At 41.7% G+C, this 24133-nt stretch carries 21 protein-coding genes; 4 read left to right on the top strand and 17 right to left on the bottom strand.

The features are described from left to right. Window positions 1-136: 136 nt before the first annotated feature. The 8 genes from accB to AHMF7605_RS09510 all read right to left on the bottom strand — a co-directional run bounded on the left by accB (window position 137) and on the right by AHMF7605_RS09510 (window position 6676). Window positions 137-634 (bottom strand): acetyl-CoA carboxylase biotin carboxyl carrier protein, encoded by a 498-nt coding sequence (accB, locus tag AHMF7605_RS09545; protein ID WP_106928686.1) that lies wholly within the window; start codon window positions 632-634, stop codon window positions 137-139. Window positions 635-638: 4 nt separating this feature from the next. Next, window positions 639-1202 (bottom strand): elongation factor P, encoded by a 564-nt coding sequence (gene efp / locus AHMF7605_RS09540; RefSeq protein WP_106928684.1) that lies wholly within the window; start codon window positions 1200-1202, stop codon window positions 639-641. Window positions 1203-1305: 103 nt separating this feature from the next. Then, the gene (locus tag AHMF7605_RS09535) at window positions 1306-2304 is read right to left on the bottom strand and encodes a beta-ketoacyl-ACP synthase III (RefSeq protein WP_106928682.1); all 999 of its coding nucleotides are present in this window, start codon (window positions 2302-2304) and stop codon (window positions 1306-1308) included. A 29-nt stretch (window positions 2305-2333) separates the two neighbouring features. Next, on the bottom strand, window positions 2334-3275 hold the full coding sequence (plsX, locus tag AHMF7605_RS09530; RefSeq protein ID WP_106928680.1) for a phosphate acyltransferase PlsX: 942 nt from the start codon (window positions 3273-3275) through the stop codon (window positions 2334-2336). Between the two features lie 4 nt (window positions 3276-3279). After that, on the bottom strand, window positions 3280-3465 hold the full coding sequence (gene rpmF, locus AHMF7605_RS09525; RefSeq protein WP_106928678.1) for a 50S ribosomal protein L32: 186 nt from the start codon (window positions 3463-3465) through the stop codon (window positions 3280-3282). 40 nt (window positions 3466-3505) lie between these two features. Next, entirely contained in the window at window positions 3506-4045 is a 540-nt protein-coding gene (locus AHMF7605_RS09520) for a YceD family protein (protein WP_106933411.1), read from the bottom strand. A 70-nt stretch (window positions 4046-4115) separates the two neighbouring features. Then, window positions 4116-5126: a 4-hydroxythreonine-4-phosphate dehydrogenase PdxA gene (gene pdxA, locus AHMF7605_RS09515; RefSeq protein ID WP_106928676.1), complete on the bottom strand. Its 1011-nt coding sequence runs from the start codon at window positions 5124-5126 to the stop codon at window positions 4116-4118. A 104-nt stretch (window positions 5127-5230) separates the two neighbouring features. Further along, window positions 5231-6676, bottom strand: coding sequence for a leucyl aminopeptidase family protein (locus AHMF7605_RS09510; RefSeq protein ID WP_106928674.1), 1446 nt, complete (start codon window positions 6674-6676; stop codon window positions 5231-5233). Window positions 6677-6984: 308 nt separating this feature from the next. On the opposite strand from AHMF7605_RS09510, the gene rsmA reads away from it, so the two are divergent. The 4 genes from rsmA to AHMF7605_RS09490 all read left to right on the top strand — a co-directional run bounded on the left by rsmA (window position 6985) and on the right by AHMF7605_RS09490 (window position 9876). Continuing rightward, on the top strand, window positions 6985-7767 hold the full coding sequence (gene rsmA / locus AHMF7605_RS09505) for a 16S rRNA (adenine(1518)-N(6)/adenine(1519)-N(6))-dimethyltransferase RsmA (RefSeq protein WP_106928672.1): 783 nt from the start codon (window positions 6985-6987) through the stop codon (window positions 7765-7767). Window positions 7768-7861: 94 nt separating this feature from the next. Beyond that, window positions 7862-8815, top strand: a complete 954-nt coding sequence (locus AHMF7605_RS09500) for an NAD(P)-dependent oxidoreductase (protein WP_106928670.1) — start codon at window positions 7862-7864, stop codon at window positions 8813-8815. Between the two features lie 189 nt (window positions 8816-9004). Next, window positions 9005-9478: a transcription elongation factor GreA gene (gene greA, locus AHMF7605_RS09495; protein WP_106928668.1), complete on the top strand. Its 474-nt coding sequence runs from the start codon at window positions 9005-9007 to the stop codon at window positions 9476-9478. 5 nt (window positions 9479-9483) lie between these two features. Beyond that, complete coding sequence (locus AHMF7605_RS09490) at window positions 9484-9876, top strand: HIT family protein (protein WP_106928666.1); 393 nt, start codon at window positions 9484-9486, stop codon at window positions 9874-9876. A gap of 223 nt (window positions 9877-10099) precedes the next feature. Here AHMF7605_RS09490 and AHMF7605_RS09485 read toward each other — a convergent pair whose 3' ends face one another. From AHMF7605_RS09485 to AHMF7605_RS09445, 9 genes are all read right to left on the bottom strand, one after another. Next, a complete protein-coding gene (locus AHMF7605_RS09485; RefSeq protein ID WP_233218995.1) occupies window positions 10100-12604 on the bottom strand; it encodes a TonB-dependent receptor in 2505 nt (834 codons plus the stop codon). 95 nt (window positions 12605-12699) lie between these two features. Beyond that, a complete protein-coding gene (locus tag AHMF7605_RS09480; RefSeq protein ID WP_106928664.1) occupies window positions 12700-14307 on the bottom strand; it encodes a DUF4974 domain-containing protein in 1608 nt (535 codons plus the stop codon). Between the two features lie 31 nt (window positions 14308-14338). Beyond that, window positions 14339-15334, bottom strand: coding sequence for a FecR family protein (locus tag AHMF7605_RS09475; protein ID WP_106928662.1), 996 nt, complete (start codon window positions 15332-15334; stop codon window positions 14339-14341). Window positions 15335-15409: 75 nt separating this feature from the next. Continuing rightward, entirely contained in the window at window positions 15410-16141 is a 732-nt protein-coding gene (locus tag AHMF7605_RS09470) for a head GIN domain-containing protein (protein WP_106928660.1), read from the bottom strand. A gap of 119 nt (window positions 16142-16260) precedes the next feature. Further along, window positions 16261-16842, bottom strand: a complete 582-nt coding sequence (locus AHMF7605_RS09465; RefSeq protein WP_106928658.1) for an RNA polymerase sigma factor — start codon at window positions 16840-16842, stop codon at window positions 16261-16263. A gap of 204 nt (window positions 16843-17046) precedes the next feature. Next, the gene (locus AHMF7605_RS30920) at window positions 17047-19386 is read right to left on the bottom strand and encodes an InlB B-repeat-containing protein (protein WP_106928656.1); all 2340 of its coding nucleotides are present in this window, start codon (window positions 19384-19386) and stop codon (window positions 17047-17049) included. A gap of 578 nt (window positions 19387-19964) precedes the next feature. Beyond that, entirely contained in the window at window positions 19965-20375 is a 411-nt protein-coding gene (locus tag AHMF7605_RS09455) for a hypothetical protein (protein ID WP_146153556.1), read from the bottom strand. A 411-nt stretch (window positions 20376-20786) separates the two neighbouring features. Then, the gene (locus AHMF7605_RS09450; protein WP_106928652.1) at window positions 20787-21512 is read right to left on the bottom strand and encodes a peptidylprolyl isomerase; all 726 of its coding nucleotides are present in this window, start codon (window positions 21510-21512) and stop codon (window positions 20787-20789) included. 116 nt (window positions 21513-21628) lie between these two features. Beyond that, window positions 21629-23575, bottom strand: coding sequence for a DUF2339 domain-containing protein (locus tag AHMF7605_RS09445; protein WP_106928650.1), 1947 nt, complete (start codon window positions 23573-23575; stop codon window positions 21629-21631). Between the last annotated feature and the right edge of the window lie 558 nt (window positions 23576-24133).

The raw sequence follows: 24133 nt of genomic DNA, 5'->3' as shown, positions 1-24133 counted from the left end.
AGTTAGGCGGTGTTTTCAACGCCCATTCACCTAATTAGTAGCCAGAGAGCTTTACGTATGTTTTAAACAATGTATATTTTAAAAATTATGAAGACAGAGTCATTCATAATTTTTAAGTTTTAATTCATAATTGAATTTAAGACGGATCAATCAGGAATAATGGTTGGTCGTATTCTACTGGGGAGGCATTCTCTACCAACACTTTTACCACTTTACCACCAAATTCAGCTTCAATCTCGTTAAATAATTTCATGGCTTCAATGATACAAATAATATCACCCTTTGAAATTACGTCTCCTACATTTACAAAAAAGTCGGACTCCGGGCTGGAAGAGCGATAAAATGTTCCGATCATCGGTGATTTTATCGTTAAATAATTAGACTCGGCACTAGTAGTAGTGGCCGCAGCAGGAGAGCTAACAGGTGCCGGGTTAGCCGGAGCACTTGCCGGAGTAGAAGCAGGCGCAGAGGCCGTCGAAACAGTTGGTCGGGTCGGTTCCGGCAAGTAATGCACTTTTGGAGAATCGGGTTCCCGCTTTACCGAAATTCTAAATTCTTCGGTTTCAATATCTACTTTGTTTAAACCCGACTTTGCAATAAAGTCAATCAGTTCCTGAAGTTCTTTGGCTTTCATAGATTTATTTTACTCGTTCTGCGTAGGTGTAGGTGCGGGTATCCACTTTAATTAACTCATCCTGGTTAATAAAAAGAGGAACCTGAATAGTTGCTCCGGTTTCTACAATGGCGGCTTTAGATGCATTTGTAGCTGTATCACCTTTTATGCCGGGTTCCGTATAAGTAATTAACAGCTCCACAAACGGCGGTATTTCGCAAGTGAGAGGAGTTTCCGTTTCAGCGTGAAACAGTATGGTTACTTCCTGACCATCTTTTAATAAATCAGCAAAAGGCACCATTTTTTCGTCCAGAATTACTTGTTCAAAGGTGTTGGTATCCATAAACGTATAGCCCATATCATCTTTGTACAAAAACTGATGCGGACGTTGTTCTACCCGAGCAGTGGTAACTTTCACCCCAGCGTTAAACGTGTTATCGATAACTTTTCCGGTTTTTATATTTTTTAATTTAGTGCGCACAAAAGCCGGACCTTTACCGGGCTTCACGTGCTGAAATTCGGTAATAATGTACAAATCACCGTTATATTCTAAGCACAAACCGTTTTTGAAATCAGCAGTAGTTGCCATTTTAAGTAAAAATTAATAATTAAAAGCACCTTCTTTTAAAAAGTACCTGAATTGGGCTTTTAATTTACGTTCAATTTATTAATTCTAAATTATTTATAAATTATTATTGAGGGTCGTAGGCCCACTTCAGGTAAATAGCACCCCAGGTAAAACCACCACCAAAAGCGGCAAGAATCACATTATCACCTTTTTTGAGTTGATTTTCGTAGTCCCAAAGGCACAAGGGCAGCGTACCACTGGTAGTGTTACCGTAACGGTCGATGTTCATCATTACTTTGTCGCTGCCAATATTCATGCGCCCGGAGGTTGCATCAATAATTCGCTTGTTTGCTTGGTGCGGTACCAGCCAGGCAATATCTTCGCCCGTTAATTGATTACGTTCCATTACTTCACCGGCTACTTCGGCCATGCCTTTTACCGCAAATTTAAACACAGTAGTTCCTTCCTGGTAAGCGTAATGTTCTTTATTTGCTACGGTTTCGTGGGTAGCTGGCCGGCGGCTGCCGCCTGCTTTCATGTGCAGGTAAGGAGCGCCCGTACCATCCGATTTCAAGACTTCATCAATTAGGCCTAAACCTTCGGTGTTGGGTTCCAGCATTACCGCGCCGCCACCATCGCCAAAAATAATGCAGGTAGTACGGTCTTCGTAATTTATAATGGACGACATTTTATCTGCCCCAGCTACAATAACTTTTTTATACCGACCCGATTCAATAAATTTAGCGCCGGTAGAGAGGGCGAATAAAAAACCGGAACAAGCGGCTTGCAAATCGTAGCCAAAAGCATTTATCATACCGGTTTCGGCTGCTACCAGATTAGCCGTGGCGGGGAAAACCATGTCCGGAGTGGTGGTAGCCACAATTATTAACTCTACTTCTTCCGGGAGGGTATTGGTTTTTTGCAGCAGATCTTTAACGGCGAAATTTATAATATAAGAGGTGCCTTCGCCTTCTTTTTTCAGTATTCTTCTTTCTTTAATACCGGTGCGGGTAACAATCCATTCGTCATTGGTTTCCACCATGGTTTCCAACTCTTGGTTGGTAAGGATATAGTCCGGTACATAGCCGCTTACGCCAGTAATAGCAGCAGATATTTTACTCATAGTCAGGTTTCTTGGTTCGTAAGGGAAAATCAGGCACTAAAAGTTTTTTGAATTTGCTCTGTTATTCCTGATTTGGCCAACTTATAAGCTAAGTGCAACATATTGCAGGTAGCGGTCGGGCTGGATACGCCGTGCCCGATAATAGCATTACCGTTAATTCCCAGGATGGGGCTGCCACCTACGGCTTCGTAATTGAATTTATCAAAATACGGGTCAACAATGCTTTTGCTTAATAAAATATCGTATATCGATTCCGATAATTTTAAAATTACATTACCAATAAAGCCATCGCAAATAATAACATCGGCCTTATCATTAAATAAGTCACGGCCTTCAATATTGCCGATAAAATTAAGACTAGCATTATTTTTGAGTAATTGATGGGCCGCTTGTGAAATGACGGGGCCTTTACCTTCTTCTTCGCCCAAATTCATCAAACCTACCTTGGGATTAGCAATTCCCAGTACATTCTGCGCGTAAATGGATCCTAACTCGCCAAATTGCTCTAATACTTCTGGTTTACATTCAGCGTTGGCGCCTACATCCAAAATAACCCCAGTACCACCATCTAATTTGGGAACAAATCCGACGATGCCCGGACGTAATACTCCTTCTACGGCTTTTACGCTAAACATAGCACCTACCAGCATGGCACCTGTATTCCCAGCACTGCAAAAAGCATCAATTTGCTTTAATTTTAGCAATTGATAACCTTTTGAAATGCTGGAATCTGGTTTTTGGGTAAGTGCTTTAGTGGGATGCTCGCCCATATGAATAACCTGACTAGCAGGTACGATAGATATTCGGGAAGACGTGGCATCGTATTTTTTCAAACATTCCTGCACTACCTCTTCCTGACCTATCAAGACTATTTCGGCATCTTCCGGCAAATTGTGGGAAGCCAGAATTGCTCCTTGAACGATAGAGTCAGGAGCAAAATCACCGCCCATAGCGTCGAGGGCTATTCTCATAAGGTTAGGCCGCTACTTCTTTCTCAATAGCTTGCTTACCTCTGTAATACCCACATTCAGAACAAACGCGGTGGTACAGAACGGGTGAACCACAGTTGGAGCATTCCATGTGCGTACTAGGAGTTAACTTATAATGCGTTCTTCTCTTATCTCTTCTGGTTTTCGAAATCTTTCGTTTAGGATGTGCCATTTTCTAGAAACTGTACTGTTTATTTATTTTTACTTATTTATTATTTTAATTTTTTCAAGACATCCCAACGCGGGTCACCGGCGGTATCGTCATCTTCGTCATCGGTATCTTGATTTAATCCGCCGCTAGAGTAAATCAGTATATTCTCCGCGTCCGGATCTTCATCTACCTCGTAGAACCGGGGATGCAGTTTTTTTATGGGAATAGCTAAGCCAATGTAATCGAACAAATGTTGCGCAATATTTAGAGCTTGCGTGCCCGGAACTATCTGCAAAACATTATCATCCAATTCTGCTTCAACGGCGCCATACCGAACCAACAGCAATTCCTCTAATTCAATCGGATAATCAAATTCGTCTAGACTGCGATCGCAGGTTACATTTACGGTACCTGAAATTTTAAATTCAAATTGCAGCAAAAGATCCGTTTTGTCTAACACAATGTGTGCCCGCAGATTACCACCATTCACCAGATTTTGATCAAATAATGCAAAAAAGGCATCATCTATAACAAAATCATACTCGTGAACCTTATCACTAAGGGTGGCAATTTGAATATCAAACTCATTTATCTTTCTCACGACTGCCAATTTTTTTGCAAAGCGCAAAATTAGTAATTTAATCTCTAATTAAAAAAATTAAAATATTCCGCTAGTGCTTATACGGTTGTCTTTTTCTTATGATATCAATTGCCAGAAAAAGTGCTTCCCGGAAAGAGCTTTCCTGGGCCTTGTTCGCGCCCGCAATGTTATACGCCGTGCCATGATCGGGGGAAGTGCGTACAATGGGCAAGCCGGCGGTATAATTAACTCCGTTTTCAAAGGCCAGCGTTTTAAAGGGAATTAACCCTTGATCGTGGTACATAGCTAAAGTAGCATCTACTTGCTGGTATTGACGAGTCCCGAAAAAGCCATCGGCGGGAAACGGCCCAAATAAAAGATGACCTTTTTCTTTTAAAATCCGGATGGCCGGCATAATAATTTCTTGTTCTTCGGTTCCCAATAACCCGTTTTCGCCGGCGTGGGGGTTTAAGCCCAAAACCGCAACTCGGGGTTTTTGAATACCAAAGTCATTCTGAAGGGATTGCAGTAAAATAGTTAGTTTTTGCAGCAATAGTTCGGTAGTAAGTTTAGGCGCAACCTCTTTTACCGGTAAGTGCCCGGTAGCCGTGGCTACCCGTAGATTGCCGCTTACCAAAAACATCAAACTTTCGGGAGCTTCAAAATAGGACGTAAAATATTCGGTATGACCCGGAAATTTAAACTCTTCGGATTGAATATTGTCTTTATCGATCGGTGCGGTTACAATACCATCAATCAGGCCCGCTTTTAAATCCGCGCTGGCGGTCTGAATAGATTGCAAGGCTGCTTTCCCGGACTGCGGGGTGGGGGTACCCAAATTTAATTCGTGTTCTTCTTCCCAACAATTAAGCACGTTTATCCGCTTGTGGTCGTACTCAGCCATTTGCCGGATTTGCTGAAAAGAAAAATTTTCGATGTGAAGCAGTTTGCGGGTTTTATTAATTAAGTTTCCGGAACCGTAAATAATAGGAGTGCAAAAACTCAGAATGCGAGTATCCGCGAGGGTTTTAATAATTACTTCCGGCCCAATACCGTTATAATCGCCCAGCGTGATACCTATTTTTAGCTTTGGTTTATCCATGGAAGAGTGTGGGTTATGCGCTTTACGTTATTAATAATAACTAGATTTGAATAACCGGTTTAAAGATGGTAGCGGATTTAAAAACTGTATAAATATTGCCGAGGTTAGTTGTTATTTTCTTTAACGGATTCCGTTAAAAACTGATAAATAAGCCGGACACTGGAACCGGTGCCATTTTTACCACGGTAATTATCCGGCGAAGTTAGGAAAGCTGTACCCGCAATATCCAGGTGAATCCAAGGGTAAGAAGTAAAATGTTCGAGAAATTTACCGGCCGAAATAGCCCCTGCTTCCGGGCCACCCATGTTTTTCAGATCCGCAATATCTGATTTCAAGTGTTCGGCGTATTCTTCCCATAGAGGCAGTTCTACGAGGCGCTCGTAGGTGGTTTCACCCGCTTTCTTAAATTTTTGTCGGGTTTCTTCGGGGGCGCTGCTCATCATTACTATTCCTTCGCGACCTACCGCGCGCGCGGCGGCTCCGGTTAAGGTGGCCATATCAATAACCAGTTCGGGATCGTATTTTTTAGCAAAATGCAAGGCATCGGCTAAAAGCAGGCGGCCTTCGGCGTCGGTATTCATTACTTCTACGGTAGTTCCGCTGTGCATGGTAATAACGTCGCCGGGAGCAAAGGCGCGACCACCCGGCCGATTGTCGGTAGCCGGAATCAATCCAATAACGTGCAAAGGTATTTGGTTTTTAGCCAGCGCGTAAAGAATTCCAATTACGCCAGCAGCCCCAGCCATATCCGATTTCATTAGGTCCATGGAGTTAGGCGTAGGTTTTAAGCTTAAGCCGCCGGTATCATACACCACTCCTTTGCCTACTAATACGTACGGTTTTTCGTTACGGGCATTTTCTGGTTTGTATTCTAAAATAGAAAAAGTAGGTGGGTCCAGACTCCCCTGGTTAACGGCTAATAAGCCACCCATTTTTAAAGCTTGTATTTTAAGAATATCCAGAATTTCGGTAGTAAACCCGGCGTGATCGCCTACTGCCGTAATGGTATCGGCCAGTTGTTCCGCCGATTGGTAGTTATGCGGCTCATTCACCAAATCGCGGGCCAGGTAAACGCCGTGCAGCAAGTTGTTTAGTTCGTTCACTTCGGCTTCAGCAATGGAACTATCAGTTATTATAATGTTTTGGAGCGTTGAGGCGCTACTTTTATCGGTTTTATATTTATCGTATTGGTAGTTGCTCAAAAACAAGCCTTCGGCCAAATAAAAGGAAGCTTTGGAACCGGTTAAATCTGCTAAGTAAATAGCTTCGGTTTTATCGGCTTGTAATAATTTTTGCAAGTTAAAACCGGCTTTGCGCAATTCTTCGTGGTAAGAATAAAAAGCCGGTTTACGAGTAGTTACCAATACATAAATGCAGTGGGTAAACCGATTGAGGGTGATGAGTTTATTTTTATAATCAATCTGTTTTTTTACGTAAGCTTGCTCCTCCGAAGTAAAATCTGTGCCGGTCAAATCCTCGGCGGAGTGAATAATAACTACCAAGCTTTTATTTTTATCTATCTTGGTATCGTGTTTCAGTTGTGTCGGCATGGTTCTATTGTATCTTTGGCGCGCAATATACTAAAAGTTTAAAAGTTTACGGACGAACAAGGGTAAAGGTGCTGCATGGAGAAAATTCGGAATAAAATAAATTTACTACTTTAAAATACGTTGCATTCTGAATAGGGCGCTGTTTTAAGATAGGACCGGGTAAGTTAAGCTAGCTTTAAAAGCTACGTATTACGTATTAGCTTTTCCGATTACCGTTTGCGGTAGTAGCAGGTTTTTACTCGTTGTTTTCGTAGTTAAAGTAATAATTTTTGTTAGTATCTATTATTTAAATTTTACCGCTAATTTGTGTGAAAAAGGTAAATCCTAAAAAACACCTCGGCCAGCATTTTCTTACTGACGAAAATATTGCGACCCGCATTGTGGAACAATTAACTTTACCCGCCGGAGTAAAGGATGTTCTGGAAATTGGGCCGGGAATGGGGGTTTTAACGAAATACCTGGTGCAGCATACGGCGTACCAAACCACCATTATTGATATTGACCAGGAATCCATTCGTTACTTGCAGGCGCATTTTCCGGAGTTGACCGGCCGTATTCTGGAAGCGGATTTTCTGCGTCTTGATTTAAGCAAACGGTTTTCAAATAAAATTTCCATAATTGGTAATTTCCCTTACAACATCTCCAGTCAGATTTTTTTTAAAGTTCTGGAACACCGGCAACAGGTGATGGAGGTAGTATGTATGCTGCAAAAAGAAGTGGCGGAACGAATTGCCGCCGGGCCGGGCTCTAAAGTTTACGGAATTTTGAGCGTGCTGCTGCAAGCATTTTATACCATTGCGTATAGGTTTACGGTAAGCCGGGAAGTGTTTGATCCGCCGCCGCAAGTATTATCGGGCGTTATTACGTTGGTTCGTAACCAAGTGGAGCAATTGCCTTGTAACGAGAAGAAATTTTTTGAAGTAGTGAAACTGAGCTTTGGTACCCGCCGGAAAACCTTACGCAATTGTTTACGGCCCTACCACTTACCCGACGAAATTACGAAACAGCCCGTTTTTGATAAGCGGGCAGAACAGTTATCGGTGGCGGAGTTTATTCAATTAACGCAACTGATTGAAGCACATGCAGCGTAATACAAACTCAAGAATTCATTCTCTTTCCGCAAGAAACTACTTTCGTCGGAGTACTTTCATAAAAATTATAATTGTTCTTTAGGTTTACTTAAAAATGTTTTCCCGTAAAATTTCCTGTTTGATAATCGACCAAATGCATTCTTCCATTATTCCCATGCTGGAAGAAATTGGTTTAATCGTTTCGTATCAGCCCGAACTGAAAGCAGCCGAAGTAAAAAATGCTTTGCCGGGTTACGATGGACTAATTGTGCGCAGTAAACTCCGGATTACAGAAGAATTATTAAACGGCAATCAACAATTACGCTTTATTGGCCGGGCCGGCGCTGGCGTAGATAATATTGATGAAGCTGCTTTGGCTAAATACCACATTAAACTTTTAAACGCGCCGGAGGGAAATAGCGACGCCGTGGGCGAACATACCTTGGGCATGTTGCTGGCTTTACTGCGCCATATGGTAAAAGCCGACCGGGAAGTCCGGAATTATGAATGGTACCGTGAAGCAAACAGGGGTGAGGAGATTATGGGAAAAACCATAGGCATTATTGGCTATGGCAACATGGGCCGGGCCTTTGCCAAACGGCTGCGGGGCTTCGATTGCCAGGTTCTTGCTTACGATAACGACTCAAGCATCCAAGCCGATGAACATGCTACCTTGTGTTCCTTAGAAAAAATAGAAGGTGAAGCCGATGTAATAAGTTTTCACATACCTTATACGCCAGCTAACCGTTACTTCGCGAATCCGGATTTTCTAAATAGTTTCCGCAAAAACCTTTGGTTGCTTAACTCCTCCCGCGGCGAAATACTCGATTTAAAAGGCTTGGTTACTTTGTTGCAAACCGGTAAAATTAAAGGAGCAGCGTTAGATGTGCTGGAAAACGAAAAACTGGGTACTTTAACGGACGAACAAAAAACTACTTTTGAGTACCTGATTCAGGCGCAAAACGTATTATTATCGCCGCATATTGCCGGCTGGACCCACGAATCCTATTATAAAATCAATCAGGTTCTTACGCGTAAAATCAAAAGTTTTTTAGATAATCCGATTTAAAAAATGAGTATTTTTAAATCTTTCATTACTCGAAATAGTAAAGGTTGGGCCTCCGTACTTTAGGACGAAAGCAAGTAAAATCTTGTTCGTACTCTTGACAAGAATATTAAAAAAAATATTAACTTGCAGGAGGAACGGTCAGGCTTTGGCCGTTCTTTTTGTTTTAACTATTGCTGAAAAATTAAATTTATGGGATCTGTATCGTACTATACCGCCGAAGGCTTGCAAAAGTTAAAAGACGAATTAGCGGAGCTAAAAACGAAAGGACGGGCGGAAGTGGCGCGCCAACTGGCCGAAGCCCGCGATAAAGGGGATTTAAGTGAGAACGCAGAATATGATGCTGCGAAGGACGCTCAGGGGCATCTGGAACTAAAAATTTCTAAGTTGGAAGAAGTCGTAGGAAATGCCCGGCTGATTGATGATTCGCACCTGGATCTGAGCAAGGCTTTAATACTGTCAAAAGTAAAAATTAAGAATTTGAACAATAACCTGGTAATGGATTACGTGTTGGTATCGGAAGAAGAAGCTAACCTGGCGCAAGGTAAAATTTCCGTAAAATCACCGATTGGCAAAGGTTTGCTGGGTAAGTCGGTGGGCGAAATAGCAGAAATTACGATTCCGGCTGGTAAAATTCGCTTCGAAGTCCTCGAAATTTCCCGTTAATTACTATGGAATCCATTTTCACTAAAATCGTAAAAGGCGTTATTCCGGCTTACAAGGTAGCGGAAGACGATCAGTTTTTAGCTTTTTTAGATATAAGTCCTTTGCAGCCCGGTCATACTTTAGTGGTACCTAAGAAACAGGTAGAAGATATCTTTGAATTGGAAGATACGCTGCTCGCCGACTTGCATGTATTTGCCAAGCAAGTAGCAGTTGGCGTGAAGCAGGCAACCGGAGCTTCCCGGATTGGAATGGCTGTGATTGGATTTGAGGTGCCGCACGCGCATATTCATTTAATTCCGATTAACAGGATGGAGGACATGAACTTTGCCAATCCAAAATTAAAATTAACGAAAGAAGAATTTGAGGAGTTAGCCCACCGCATCCGGGAAAACATGTAAAATCTTCTACAACAAATAAACAAAAGGGCTTACTTCCAATTAGAAGTAAGCCCTTTTTAGTTTTAATCAATCATTACGAACGGAGACTGTATGTAAAAAAGCTATGTCCTTTTTATTCTTCGAAAAGGCTTTTATTGGTGAAGAATGGCAAAAATTGTTTTAGAGTTTGTGAAATAAGCAGTGCTTAAAGAATGATTTTGTGCTAATGCCTGCTTGGGTAGTTTTAAAATTCAATGCGATAGTTTAGTACGGGTATCAGGCCGGTTTGGGTACTAATTTTAAGGCTCTGGGTATCTTTATCGTAGTACTGGTTGTAGATGTTCAAGCGGTTGGTTACATTTTGAATGTCCAGCGACAAGATGTAAGAAGCTTTTGGCCGGTTTTTGCGATAACTTACCCGGATATCGGTGCGGAAGTAATCGGGAGCTTGGGCTTCGTAGCGTTTATCTTCGTAGTACACAGCCTTATCCTCTAGGCGCGATTGTTCTACATTTAAAGGCGTATACCGGTTGCCGCCGGCCCAAAGTACTCGCACGTTCGCCCCAATTAAATTGGCTTTATCTTTCCCAACTTTAAATTCTTTGCCACCCAAAACATTTAAAATATGATTGCCATTGTACCGGGTATTGCGTTCCACTCCATCGGCCGCCGTAAACTTAGAATTGTACAGCGAACTGGTAATTAAAAAATAGTAATTATTCGTAAAAAACTTTTCTAAGCTTAATTCTACGCCGTAATTTTTACCTTTACCGTTGCTTACTAAACTATCGGCAATAAGGCCGGTTTCGGAATTTAAGGCGGCAATGGTACTCCTGGGGTCCGGGCTGATGGCTAAGTTATACAATTGCTGGTAATACGTTTCTACTTTAAAACGTAAGTCTTCGCGGAGCATTTGGTCGTAGGAAATCACGTAATGACGGGCTTTGGTCAGTTTTAAATCTTTATTGGCTTGCGAATACAGGCCATTTCCTAAGGGTTGTTGCGCAAAATAAACAGCCATGGATTCGTTCCGGCTATGCGTACCAAAAGCAGCTCCTAAAGATTGGGTACCCGAAAAATTCCACCGAATGCCTAACCTTGGTTCCAGGGCGCTATTGCCGTTTAAACCCAACCGCATAAAATGCACCCCGGAGTTAAGCGTTAAATTTTCGGCAATCCGGTATTTCCATTGGCCATACGCTTGCAGTAACCCGGAATTGCCCGCATTATCTACCCAACGTTCCAAGGTATTATCCCGGTCTTCATCGCGGCCTTCACTGAATAAGTCGAAGTTTAACTGGCTGTAAATGGCGCCTACCCGAATGGTGTGTTGGTTATTTAATTTATGATTATACAGCACGGATAAGCGGCCAGCGTAATTATTAAATGATTCGCGGTAAAAAGTAGTAGGTTTATAATCGGTGCCCAACGAATCGTAACGGTAACGGGTAAAGTTGCCGGACAAAGACAGCACCGTTTCGAAGTAAGCTTTAGAATTTAAAAAATAAACGTGCGATAAACCGGCGGCTCCCATACCGGATTTAAAAATATCATCGAAGCGGTCTTCTTTTTCTTTCCATTCCTTGGAGTTTCGTTCTGCTTCTTGTACCTGGGTGCTGTAACCGCCAATACCCCACAAAGTAAATATTCCGGCTTTAGTAGTAGGAAAATGCAGTTTAAAGGAAAAATCCTGAAATTCGGGCGCGGCATCGCCCGAAATATTTACGCCCACTTTTTTCAGAATCGCTAAGGTCGAATACCGGTAATTGGCTAAATAAGAACCTTTGTAGTTCTTTTTAAAAGGGCCTTCGGCGGCAAAATCGAGACCTAAAACTCCCGCTTGGAAAGCATATTCCCGTTTTTCGTTATTACCCTGGCGCAACTTCATGTCGAAAATTCCGGATAAAGCATTGCCGTATTCGGCCGGAAAGGCGCCGGTATAAAAATCCGAATTATCAATCATATTTACACTCAAGATACTTATGCCCCCGCCCGAAGCTCCTTCCTCGCCAAAATGGTTAGGATTAGGTACTTCGATGCCTTCCATCCGCCACAAAATGCCTTTCGGCGAATTGCCCCGAACCACAATTTGGTTGCCGCCATCGTCGGTGGTGGCTACACCGGCGTAAGATAAAGCGGCGCGGGCGGGGTCGTTCACACTGGCCGCATACCGTTTGGTTTCTTCCACGGAGATAGAACGGGCACTGAGCGTAGCCATGTCGTTGAGGGGTTGCCCTTTTTCAGGTTGTGCTGTAATGACTACCTCGTCCATTTGCCGGATGGATTCGGTAAGCCCAACTGTGAGAATTATTTCTTTACCGGAACCCAGCAGTAATTCCGGAATTATTTGTTCCTGGTAGCCAATGTAATTAATTTTGAGCGTATGGCGGCCAACCGGCACTTTTTCAATTTTAAAAACTCCATCGTTATCGGTCGTGCTGCCTTTAATCGGGTTTAACGATACAATGGCTACGGAGGCTCCTACTAACGGCGTTTGTGATTCCCGGTCAATGATTTTGCCACGAATAGTTTGGGTCAGGTTTTGGCCGAAGGAAGAAAGCTGGCTGGTTAATAAAATAAGGAATACCGTTAGTAAAGAAATTGCTTTTTGCTTACAATATCCTTTGCGGAGATTTAGATTTGGTAAAGCGCGGACACGTTGACGTTCGTATTCGGCCTGGGATTTTTCCCAGCCTTTTTGATAATCCTGGGCAATATTGATCGGGTTTGAATAATTAGCTTGATTCATAGAATTTTTTAGACAATAAGGTTCTGATAACTGCTAAAAAGCGGTTTTAAACGGATAGAAGCAAAATTGAAAGAAGAGTAGGAGGGTAGGTAATTCTAAAAACGGATACCGGCGTTAAAGCCAATCCACATTTTTACATTCGTATCGAAGAAGTCGGTTTTATTAAAAAAGGTGTGTTTGGGAAAAGTTGAGCCCACTTCCGATTCGCCGGGTTCCTGGTATTTCGATACCATTACGTTAAAAGTAGGACCCCCAAAGAAAGATAAATGATTGGCCAATTGTACAGTACCTAGCAACCTAAATTTGTTCAGCATGTTTAACTCATAATCTTCAAACAAGCCATCCGGAAAATTTTCGTAACTTTTTTCGATAACATAATACGATACTACATCCGTGTTTAAATGCAAACGTTTATAAAGCGTCCATTCCGAGCCAAAGCCTGCCCCATAACCCCAGCGTTTTTTATCGTCGAGTTCCGCCCCTAAGGCAAACAACGTATAGAATTTTGGGACCCCTATTTTATAAGTTATATTCACGTTAAAATCATCAGCAACGTAAATCTCTGCGTGATGGTAACCGCCGTGTTTTACAAAACTTAAAAACCCGACCGGTACACCGTTAATACTATCGGCAAAATTTAAAAATCCGATTTGCGTACCTCTTACATAGCGGGCTTTGTTGATAAAACCAGATAATTGCGCGCCTTTTACATCCCGGGCAATATTCATGAAACCGGCACCTTGCACCCCGGTAATATTACGGCTTACGTTTAAGAAACCGGCAAACTGAACCCCATTGCTGTTACCGCTGGCCACGTTCAGAAAGCCCGCAAACTGACCTCCTTGTAAGCTGTACCGATTAATTACGCTATCCGTTACTGGGGTTAGTTTATCGCGGTTACCGATTATATTGAAATAGCCGCCGAACTGAAAACCACGCACGTACTTTTTATCGATATTACCTATTCCGGCAAATTCAGCACCTTGGTTGCCGGCGGCCGTACCCACGAGTAAGTGCGCCGATACCCGATTGACATACTCGTTCGCCCGTGTTCCGTTGGTGCTTAATGGGTAGATAATTCCCAGATGATACGGTTTGATTTCCAGCGAATCTTCATCAAAAGCAATGGTTTTTACCCTTTTAATAGTAATAGAAGTACGGGCCGCACTTGTATCCGAAACACTTTGAGTAGCCAGAGTATCCGGAACGGAAGCAGGCTCTTCTGCTGCACTTGTACTTGGGGGAGTGACTACGGTTTCCACCTTTTTCTGAGTGGGTTCTGGCTTAACTTCAGCTGGAGTGGGCGTTGTTCTTGGAGTTGGCTTAGCTGGAGTACTGGAAGTGGGCGGAGGAAGTTTGTTTAAGGTGGAGGCTTTGGGTAAACTTTTCGGTAAACCTTTTTTAATAATTACCTGGCCGTTTTTTTCCAGGTAACCTACGTTGGTATTAGCCAGCAGCACATCCAGTACTTCGGCTAAGGTTTTATCTTGTATTTCAGCGGAAACTCGGTTTTTGGGCGGTAAATCGTTGTTGAGGTAAGAAAACCGAATAGCGTATTTCTGCTGGATAGATTGCAGCACCTGCGGTAAGGTGGCGTTATTTACTTTTAAAGAAATTTTGGTTTTTAGCGGTTGCGACTGAGCCAGACAGGCTGAAAAAACCAGGCATAGCAAAGCCATTATGAAAAAACTGCGTGTTTTCATTCTTAAAATTATTTAAAATTTTCTAGATTTTTTATTTACACCCCGGACCCGTAATAAAATATTCGGTTCCTTTTTGGGTAATGGTTAGGTTGCCCGTTACCGCCAGGATATCTAATACTTCTTTCAGGTCCGGATTCCGGAAAGAAGTGGTAAACCGGCATTGGCGCAAGGCATTGTTTTGAATGGTAATTTTTATGTTAAAGTAACTTTCCAGTTCGGCCGTTAACTGGTCCAGTTGGGTATTGCTAAAAGTTAAATTCTTGGTTCTCCAACTTCTAAAATTTTCATTTTGGATTGTTTGCTTTTGGGCTATCGGAGTTTTTTCACCTATTACGCCTTCCTGCCCGGGTACTAGAAATACGGCATCGTCGGTTTCGGTGCGAGCAAACGCTACTTTGCCGGTAACTACCTGCACTTTCACGGGTTCGTGGGCGTAAGCTCTTAAATTAAAAGACGTTCCAATTACTTCCGTTTTGGTGCCTTCGGCGAAAATCGTGAAGCGCTTGCCTTCGGCTTTTGCCACTTCAAAAAATGCTTCTCCCGTTAATTTCACAATCCGATTTTCCTTCTGAAAATTGGTAGGGTAAGAAAATACGCTTTTCTGGTTTAAGGCTACGGTACTACCATCCGCAAGCCGAATGGTTTTGGTTTCATTTGCTGCCGTTTTTACTTCCGTCCAAGCGGGTTGCGTGGGGCGAGTAAGAAAGTAAGCTCCGGCTACCAATAACAAAGAAATAGTAGCCGCCACTGCCCATCGTATGGTGCCCGTTTTACTTTTCTTTACCGGAGTGAGCGGCATTTGCCGGGCTTGCACTTTTAACTGAAACCGTTGCCAGCCGCGCTCTACATCCGGTTCGTACGAGTCTACCGGTAAGGACGTACTTTGCCATACCCGTTCGGCCTGTTTTCTTGCTTCCTTAATTTCCTGGTCTGGTTGCTGCTGCGCCCAGTCTTTCGATTCTTCCGAAGCATTTCCACTGACTTCCCGGGCCAGGTGTTCCCAGAATGTAGGCCGGTTTTCATTCATGTACTTATATAACAGTTAAAACAATTCTTACCCTACCCTAAAGGTAAATTTTATTTTAAAAGTTACGAAAATTTATTAATCAACTTGATTTACACTGCCACTGCCGGATATTTTAGTACTCACGCTAGGATTGCCTTTATAACGCACCCGGCCGGAGCCGCTGAGGATAGCTTTTAAACGGTCGCTTACCGTTACTTCGCATTTGCCGGAGCCGCTCACCTCAATATCCGCCTCTTTGGTAATCAAGTCAAAAGCTTTTACATTTCCGGAACCCGAAATATCAATGTCGTGGTAAACAGCATCGCCGTTCAGTTCTATATCTGCCGAACCGGATAATTCTGTATCAATGGTTTGGGCTCCTTTTAAGGTTAAATGAATATCGGTGTTGCCGGAAGCTTCTAAATCAAAATCATCTACCTGCCAGTCGGTTAAACTTCTGACGGAGTTAGCGCCGGAAACGGAAACTTCGGTTAACTCGGGCGTAGTAATGTAAATGCGCACCGGTTTACTGGTTTTCACGTGTTTCTTGTCGTATTTAATAATCAGCTTGTTGTTCCGGACTTCGGTAGATAATTCCGATAATACATTTTCCTGACCTTCGAGTAATACATCTTTAGTGGGCCCTTGGGTTAAGAAAATTTCGAATTCGCCTCCGGCACTTACGGCATTAAACGTACCTACCGGACGGTTACGGGAAACAACATCGCCGTGGCCGCGCAAAAACTCATCTTCGCAAGAAGTTATTAAAAACAGAGTGGCAACGCCTAAAAAAGTTAGGTTTAATTTTTTAACTAAATAAGATTTCATTTAAGTAAGAGTTAAGGATTGTTTTAAGAAAAAATTGTTTAAAGGAAGAAGGGCGCCTCGGGTCTTCGTCTATAAAACAATTAAAGTAGTCCTTACCCTACCTCGTATTTGAAAAAAAATTAAAAAAAATCGGAAAGGATAAATGAAAGCAGCCCGACGAGGTATTCTTTCAGGTTTTCGCGCAGACGCTGCAAGGCAATGCCCATGTGTTTTTCCACGGATTTCAGGGAAATATCCAGCCGGTCGGCTATTTCTTTGTAGCTCAATTCCTCAAAACGGCTCATCGAAAATACCAGCTTGGTTTTAGGAGGAAGGCTATCAATGGCTTGTAAAACCTGAGTTTCGGTTTCAAGAAAATTAACGTGTTTCTCCGCTGAGTCGCTGCCCGGTACTATTTCGCCGATGGTATCAATATCCGTTTTTGGCTTTTGGGTTTTTAAAAAATTGAGCGCTGTATTATAGCAGGAACGATATAAGTAGGCCTGAATGGCTTCGTCCATTTGTAAGCTTTCGCGCATTTCCCAAACTTTCAGGAAAACTTCCTGCACAATATCTTCGGCAAAGTTGGCATCGCGTAAGGTGCGGTACAAGCTTCGGCATAAACTGGCGTAATATTTCCGGAATAGCCATTCCACCTTCTCTTCGGGCGAAAGGGAAGGATAAAGGGATATGATTTTACCGCCGGATTTTTCTGCAACCATCAAGCAAGGTTAATACAATACAAAAGTATTCTATTTCCTTAGGAAAGCAGAAAACTCAGGCAAAATTAAATTGAAATTATCCTACAAAATACCTAATACGCTTTTGAGTTACTATAAACCGAGAGCACGGCTGATAAAAAGAATTAAACAATCGGGTAGCTACAAGATAGCTACCTGAATTATTATCGATTCATTTTAATCTGTCTAATACTTAATCAATTTAACCCACTCTTTAGAGGTAGCATTCTCTAAGCGTAAATAATAAATACCTGCGGCCGACATTTGGCGGGAAAAATCGAACTTTGCCCTAGTAGATTGGGTAGCGTTGATTTCACCGCTGGTTAATTTGCTTCCCACCGCCGAAAATAGAATATAAGAAAAATTACCCTGTAATTTAGTTGGTAAAGAAACCGTTAAATGACCATCGTGAGTAGGATTAGGATACGCTTTTACATGTAACGTACTATTAGTTAGCTGCTCTCTAAGGGTTGCCTGCCTTTCGGAATCGGTTAATGACTTATTAATTACCGAAAAATGAAGAGTCATTGATTCTCCGGCTGGACCTTTCCCGTTGGCTTCGGAATAGGGAGTAGCTTTTAAAGTGTATTTTCCTTCGGCCGGAGTCCAGGCGTTGGGTTTACCCTCCGCATCGCCGAACAACAAGTAAGGGGCTTTCGACTCGGTTAAGGTATGGCTTTCCTCGCCGGAAAGCTCAAAAGTAACGCTCTTTACGGTGGATGGATTTATTACAGCCTCAATGTTTAAATTTTTTGTAGGCAAAGCAGCTACGTTTAAGACCATGCCTTCCGTGAGAGTAGTTATTATTTCCTTGTTTTCAGTGTTAATGAGATTTAATTTAACAAGGTCTTGGGTGGTTTGTAAAACAAAATTGGCGGTAACTTGCTTATCGCCCGTCATGACCAAAGGCAAGGTTGGATTTTTACTATTTACGTCCCCGCTCCAGCCGTTAAATGTATAACCTTCCGCGGGAATGGCCGCTAAAGCCACCTTCGTGCCATAAGCGTAGCTATCTTGTAAAGGCTCTTGGGTAACTGTTCCGGAACCGTTAACGGTTACCTGCAAAGAAAAGTAAGGCACCGGGGTAACGGTTACCGTTACCCGCTTTTGACTGGTTAAAACAGGCGAGCCGCTATCAGTAGTTTTTACAAAGAAAGTATACGTTCCGGTTTGTTGGGGAGTCCAGTTGAAAACACCGGTGGCGGAATTGATATTAGCTCCTGCCGGGGCATTAATTAAAGAATAGTTTTGAATTTGATTCGGATTACCATCGGTAGCGGAAACGGTAAATCTTAGTTTTCGGCCTTTAATAACGGACTTGTTACTAATAGCATTTAAACGGGGAGGTAAGTTTGTTTCATTTTTGCGTATCAAGGCTTCCAAGTAATAATAATCCGCGTAAATTAAAGGTACATCCACTTCTGAATTACCGGGTTTATGGCCGGTACTGTGCAATAAAATAAAACCCCGGTTTTGCCCCACCGGCGAAGCATACAAACTAGCCAGACTATTTACTATTTTATCGGCGGCAGCCCGGTAAATTTTTTTGTTCTTGCTATAGGTACTAAGTTCATACAAGGCAGAGGCCATTACGGCCGCCGCCGAGGCATCACGCGGTTCATTAGGAATTAGCGGGGCATCATAGTCCCAGTAAGGCACCATATCCGATGGTAAACGCGGATTTTTTAAAAGAAAGGAAGCTATATTCTCGGCGTGCGTTAAGTAGCTTTGCTTTTTGGTTTCGCGGTAGCACATAGTAAAGCCATATAAACCCCAGGATTGCCCCCGGGCCCAAGCCGAAGAATCGCTGTAACCTTGGTGCGTGTTTTTCTTGCGTACTTTTCCGGTTATGGGGTCGTAGTCTATCACGTGATAGGAACTGTAATCCGCCCGGAAATGATTCTTCATAGTAGTGTCGGCGTGGCTCATGGCAATTTGGTAATAAGTAGAGTCGCCGGTTAAGCGGGTAGCGGCAAAAAGTAGTTCCAGGTTCATCATATTATCAATAATAACCGGATAATGCCACTTGTTCCAGGCTTTCCAAGATTGAATACAACCCACTTTAGGATTAAAACGCGTAATTAACGATTTAGCACCCTGAATAATGACGGAACGATAAGCTGTATCCTGAGTCAGCCGGTAGCCCGCGCCAAAACTGTTATACACTTTAAAGCCAACATCGTGAGAAGTAAGATCCAATTTTTCATTTTCTATTTCGGCCGTAAACTTTTTGGCTTCGGCTAGCCATTGTGGATCTTGGGTATATTCGTATAAAAACCACAAGTTTCCCGGAAAGAAACCGCTGGTCCAATCGCGGGAGGGAATAAGTTTAAGTTCACCACTTGGGCGTAGGGTCCGAGGCACCACTAATTCCGGGTATTTGGTGGTCAGGGCTTTTTTAATTTCCTGGAGCATTACTTTGGTTTGGCTGGCGGAATGGCGAAAGGCACTATCTACATCTACCTGGGCCCGAAGAGATAGAGTGGAGAGGAAAAGAATACCTAGCAGAATAATTTTATATTTCATAGAGCATTTAACTTTTTATTTATGTGGGTCGTGTTACAGAAAAGATGAAAAATCGAAGGTTTATAAGCCCTTGAATTAAACTATACTCTGTAGGCGAAAAGTAAATTTATACTAATTATCAGAATGATTATAAGAAATTAAATGGAAAAATCAAAAAAGTAAGGGCAAAATGATTGAAGATTTAACGTAATGGTTATAAATACCTGCTTAAATAATTTAGATGGGCATTCCATTTTGAGTAAAGGCCTACATAACCAAATAGAGTCATTTCTTTGGATTTACCTGCTTCGTCTATTTTCTGACAGATATAAAAGTACGGCGCAATCAGGCTAACATTGAAACAAAAATGAACGAGGGAAAAGGCAGAATGGGTAGTAGCCTTAATATCGATTTACCAATAAGTTGGTTTTTTGAACCAGCTCAACAGTTAGTAATGACAAAAAATCAGCTTGTAATCTAAGTACTTCAACAAAGTTAGTTTAGAATATTAACTCCAGTTCTACGCTGAATTGATAGAGTTTAGTCACCCCACGCCGCACATCAATTCATAAACTTTCATTAGCATCAGATTTTACTAACTAATACTTTGTGAATTCCAGAAGCCAGTCCAAGGCTTCGTAATGATGATGGAATAATTTAAATTCTAAATTTGGGCTATTGAGATGCGTATACCGCCGAAATAAGTTTTCAATCTTTAAAAGATTCGGCACCTTTTCGGAGAGGATAATGGCAATTTTTTTCAGAGGGGTAATGGGTAGTTCGGTTTGAAAGATGAGAGTTGTTCGTTCGTGGTGTAAAAATGGAATATAATCCAGATGACTCGCATCAAAAAGAAGATAGTTTATATTGTATTTTGCAATACATTTTAAAATTTCCTCCCACATGGTGCATAAGTGTTCTTCTTGTAATATTTTAATCCATCTTACTTCTATAATTCCGGTTTCAGAGTGATATTCAATTTCAATATTGTTTTGAGTGAAAAAAAGCATAGACGCTTTACCTATTAGGATTTGATATACCAGACGCACCATTACCAAAACTTAATGCAGAACCCACACAAAAGAATTCCAGATTATCGGGGAGCTTAAAGAGTAAATTTAGGAACAACCAATAGGTAGCTGCTACCGGAGTAGAAGCCTATCAAGTAAGAGTAAAATAGAAGAACAATCTAAATTTTTTAACTTTTTTATATACGTTATTAGACGTAATATAGTCTAAAAAAATTATAATAAATTCAACTAGTAAGGTAGGAAGAAAATAACTGGTTAGTTTGTAAAATTTTAATACGGTTTTAGTCTAAAGTTAGAAAGATTTTTGAAAAATACATAGTCTTTTAACCACATCTATAACCCTATTCCTGGTAGGTAATTAAGATAAGGAAGCGGTTTTATCGTTAAAAATTATTCTTCTACTTCTACTGTCATGAAAATGTCCTGTACCGGGAAGTCGTTTGGGTCGACGGGTACTTTCGCAATTTTATCAATTACTTCCAAGCCTTCCACCACTTCGCCGAATACCGTGTATTTAGTATCCAGGGACGGAACGCCGCCAAGGGTGGTATAGGTTTTGATTTGCTCCGGCGAAAACGTAATTTTATTAGTAAGGGCAATGTCGTCGAGACTCTCCTGGTTATGCACTACTCCCTGCACCAGATAAAAATTATGCGACGAAGATAAGCGCTTAGGGTTAAATTCATCGTCGTAGCGGGCCATGGCCAAAGCGCCGCGTTTATGAAAATGATTGGATTTTACTTCGCTGGGAACGCCGTACTTATCTTTTTTGATTTTACGTTCCCGGGTATCGCCTCCTTGAATCATAAAATCGCGGAGCACCCGGTAAAAAATAGTGTTATCGTAAAAACCCATTTTAGCCAGCCGCACAAAGTTTGCCCGGTGCAGGGGCGTATCTTCGTATAAGCGTACTTTTATTTTGCCCATACTGGTGCTAATGGTAACCAGCGTTTCCGGATTTTCTTTACCGAATTTAGTAAGGATTTCGGTAGCATTGGCGTCGGTAAGGGTCTCGTAGGTACCTAAATCAGGGTTTTTTGATTTACCGGAACACCCCGCCAAAAATACATAACTCAAAAGGCCCAACCAACAAGTAAAAAACCGTAATGCTTTCATATTTAAAAGAAAGATGCGTTTAACCAAGAACGAGTAAATACAAGAATGAGTAAATATAAGAGTTAGGGTTTGGCTAATAAAATAATTCTTGTTTGCGAACCAGCCAGTCTTTTGTTTTACTTTTCGGGTGGAGTATCATCGAGTAACAAAACCTTTAATTTTTGATACAGGAAAGAAACTACCAATAACAAAACGCCCAAAGAAATAAAAGCCGCAATTCGTCCGCCCGCCGATATTTTCTGAATATCGAATAAAAAAAGCTTTAATAAAGTGATGAAAAATAAACTCAGGGAAGCCAGTCGCAGGGTTTTTAGTTTATAACGCATACCCAAAAGCATAAAGCCAAAAGAAGCGAGCCCCCACAAAATTGGAAAATAAATTTTATGCTGCTGTTGCAGCAAAGTAGCTAAATTCTGACCGGGCCTGTATTGCCACAGCGCTAATAAGTGATCCGATTCCGTGCTGGCCAGGTACACGAAGGCAGCGCAACCAACCCATAATAAGCCATTCATTTTTTTAGAATGCAAGCCGAAAGTGTCGCGGTAATAAATAAAGCCGTAGTAGAGGAGCAGTATTAACAAAATTACAGCAGAGTAGTGCAGCACAAATGGCAATATACTTCCTCCGGGTGGCAGTAAATAAGTGTTGCGCGCTTCTTGCACAATGGGTTGTACCAAAAGTACATACGAAGCTAAACTAAATCCCAGCAATACTTCCCGGAAGGGCCACCTGGTTTGAACAGTGGTGGGTAAAAAGCGAATAATTAGCAAGGCAAAAAGATAATGATAGCTGGCAACAACCAGGTACTTTATTTCGCGCATTTCGGTATTGGTACTGCCTAATCGATAAGTAAGCTCAAACAATATGGCCAGGTATAAAAGTAATATTCCCGTACCTCCGAGCAAGTAGCGCAGCTTAGGATCTACAGTGGTGGACTGTTTTAATTGCCAAACCACTACTCCGTTAAAAAACGCCATTACAGCCGAAAAAAGGCCCAGATACGTTCCGGAGGCTAACTGATCTAATAAATACAAGCCACATAAGTAAAAAAAAGCCGTATTGCTCAGCAAAAGACCAATTTCGAGAAGCGTAAAAGATTGTTGCTGTTTCAGATTATACACTACGGTCATGGCAAAAAACACCAGGTAGAAGAGCATGGCAAAAATAAATCCGCCCAGATAAGGACCTTGCGGTTCTCCTATTACTTTGGCTACCAGCCAACCCGCAAAAAGAATTACCGTGGCTAAATAAGAAATTACCCGAATGACCGACCAGTTTTTAAAATAGGCCAGAATCAGCATACCAATATTTAATATCAGGATGTAAATGAACAATACCCGGTAATTATTACCTCCCGAGCTAGCCAAAAGAGGGGAGGCAAACCCACCTAGCAGCGCAAGCACCGCCAGTTCCTGGCGGTCGTAGGTAATAGCCATAAATACCGAAAATCCCGTAACGCCTACCATTAAAATAAAGGCCAGGGTTTGGGAAAACAATTGGTATTCGTGAAAGGCCAGGGCAATGGAAAAATACAGAACCGCTAACCCACCGCCTACCAGCACCGAACTAAAAGCCGCGTATTGCCGACGTAACCAATGCGCTAAACCTAATAAACCAGCCCCAGCGGCAAAACCAACCCATACCCGTCCCCAAGCATTTATCCAATTCTGGTCAATCGCGAATTTAACGAAGTATCCGATTCCTAATACCAGCACGGCAATTCCCAATTTATTAATCAGGTTCTCCCCAATAAATTTTTCCAGGTCAGGATTTCGTTCAAAGAAAGACGGGCGTTTAATAGGTTTAGTTTTGATTTTTATCTCAGTTCTGATCTGATTTTGCACTAAATCTTCTCGATTTACCGGTATAACAGGTTCTTCAGGAATAAAAACGGGAGCAGGAGATTGGGAACGAGTAACCGGAGAATGCTTGCTTTGCGTAAGTTCTTGCCGCAAATGCCGTAACTCTGCGCTTATTTCCCGCATTTTTACCAGCAGTTGCCACAAAAACAAGCCAACAATTAGTAATATCGCCAACAAGCTAAAATAGTAAACAGCCTCCATTTAATCGAATTCCCGATTTTGTTTAAATTTAATAATTAGATAAAGTTAAAACTACAACTTTAAATGAAAGAAGCATTTGTTTCCGGGTGGTATTATCACGGTAGGTAGATATCTCTCAAATTAAAAAATCTGCATTCATAAGATTAATCAAATAATTATCTCTACACCTTTTTTATAACGAGCGTTGAAGTACCCGAATTTGCCCATTCCCGGTAAAATGACGGTATTACAAGGCAATTTTGTTGTAGTAGTATTACGCTTAACAGTAATACCAAATCTGTAGAAATAAGAAAGAAGTTGTTTAGGTGTATGATTTACCTGAAATTTAGGGATTTTTAACCTTTTAGCTACCGAAATAATTTTACCAATGGTTTTAGCATTACTCTGGATTCTGTGTATGAGCATTTTAAAACCAGTATTAAAATTTTTACTAATTACATTCTGGTCTCAATTTTGAGACACCTTCTCTAAATAAAAAACAAGGTTAACTAGATTAAATAATGTTTTTAGATGAAAGTTGCTAAAAACAGTTAATTTGCCAGCGAATAATTGCGTTGC

The sequence above is a fragment of the Adhaeribacter arboris genome (assembly GCF_003023845.1).
GTDB lineage: Bacteria > Bacteroidota > Bacteroidia > Cytophagales > Hymenobacteraceae > Adhaeribacter > Adhaeribacter arboris.
This window is presented reverse-complemented; position numbering and strand designations above follow the sequence as displayed.

What these genes read in the sequence shown, in the direction of transcription:
- AHMF7605_RS09535 (WP_106928682.1), bottom strand. Translation starts at nt 2,304, where the DNA reads ATGAGTAAAATATCTGCTGCTATTACTGGCGTAAGCGGCTATGTACCG.
- AHMF7605_RS09490 (WP_106928666.1), top strand. Translation starts at nt 9,484, where the DNA reads ATGGAATCCATTTTCACTAAAATCGTAAAAGGCGTTATTCCGGCTTAC.
- pdxA (WP_106928676.1), bottom strand. Translation starts at nt 5,126, where the DNA reads ATGGATAAACCAAAGCTAAAAATAGGTATCACGCTGGGCGATTATAAC.
- AHMF7605_RS30920 (WP_106928656.1), bottom strand. Translation starts at nt 19,386, where the DNA reads ATGAAATATAAAATTATTCTGCTAGGTATTCTTTTCCTCTCCACTCTA.
- AHMF7605_RS09465 (WP_106928658.1), bottom strand. Translation starts at nt 16,842, where the DNA reads ATGGTTGCAGAAAAATCCGGCGGTAAAATCATATCCCTTTATCCTTCC.
- rpmF (WP_106928678.1), bottom strand. Translation starts at nt 3,465, where the DNA reads ATGGCACATCCTAAACGAAAGATTTCGAAAACCAGAAGAGATAAGAGA.
- AHMF7605_RS09480 (WP_106928664.1), bottom strand. Translation starts at nt 14,307, where the DNA reads ATGAAAACACGCAGTTTTTTCATAATGGCTTTGCTATGCCTGGTTTTT.
- accB (WP_106928686.1), bottom strand. Translation starts at nt 634, where the DNA reads ATGAAAGCCAAAGAACTTCAGGAACTGATTGACTTTATTGCAAAGTCG.
- AHMF7605_RS09510 (WP_106928674.1), bottom strand. Translation starts at nt 6,676, where the DNA reads ATGCCGACACAACTGAAACACGATACCAAGATAGATAAAAATAAAAGC.
- AHMF7605_RS09475 (WP_106928662.1), bottom strand. Translation starts at nt 15,334, where the DNA reads ATGAATGAAAACCGGCCTACATTCTGGGAACACCTGGCCCGGGAAGTC.
- AHMF7605_RS09450 (WP_106928652.1), bottom strand. Translation starts at nt 21,512, where the DNA reads ATGAAAGCATTACGGTTTTTTACTTGTTGGTTGGGCCTTTTGAGTTAT.
- plsX (WP_106928680.1), bottom strand. Translation starts at nt 3,275, where the DNA reads ATGAGAATAGCCCTCGACGCTATGGGCGGTGATTTTGCTCCTGACTCT.
- AHMF7605_RS09500 (WP_106928670.1), top strand. Translation starts at nt 7,862, where the DNA reads ATGTTTTCCCGTAAAATTTCCTGTTTGATAATCGACCAAATGCATTCT.
- AHMF7605_RS09485 (WP_233218995.1), bottom strand. Translation starts at nt 12,604, where the DNA reads ATGAATCAAGCTAATTATTCAAACCCGATCAATATTGCCCAGGATTAT.
- greA (WP_106928668.1), top strand. Translation starts at nt 9,005, where the DNA reads ATGGGATCTGTATCGTACTATACCGCCGAAGGCTTGCAAAAGTTAAAA.
- AHMF7605_RS09470 (WP_106928660.1), bottom strand. Translation starts at nt 16,141, where the DNA reads ATGAAATCTTATTTAGTTAAAAAATTAAACCTAACTTTTTTAGGCGTT.
- AHMF7605_RS09455 (WP_146153556.1), bottom strand. Translation starts at nt 20,375, where the DNA reads ATGCTTTTTTTCACTCAAAACAATATTGAAATTGAATATCACTCTGAA.
- AHMF7605_RS09445 (WP_106928650.1), bottom strand. Translation starts at nt 23,575, where the DNA reads ATGGAGGCTGTTTACTATTTTAGCTTGTTGGCGATATTACTAATTGTT.
- efp (WP_106928684.1), bottom strand. Translation starts at nt 1,202, where the DNA reads ATGGCAACTACTGCTGATTTCAAAAACGGTTTGTGCTTAGAATATAAC.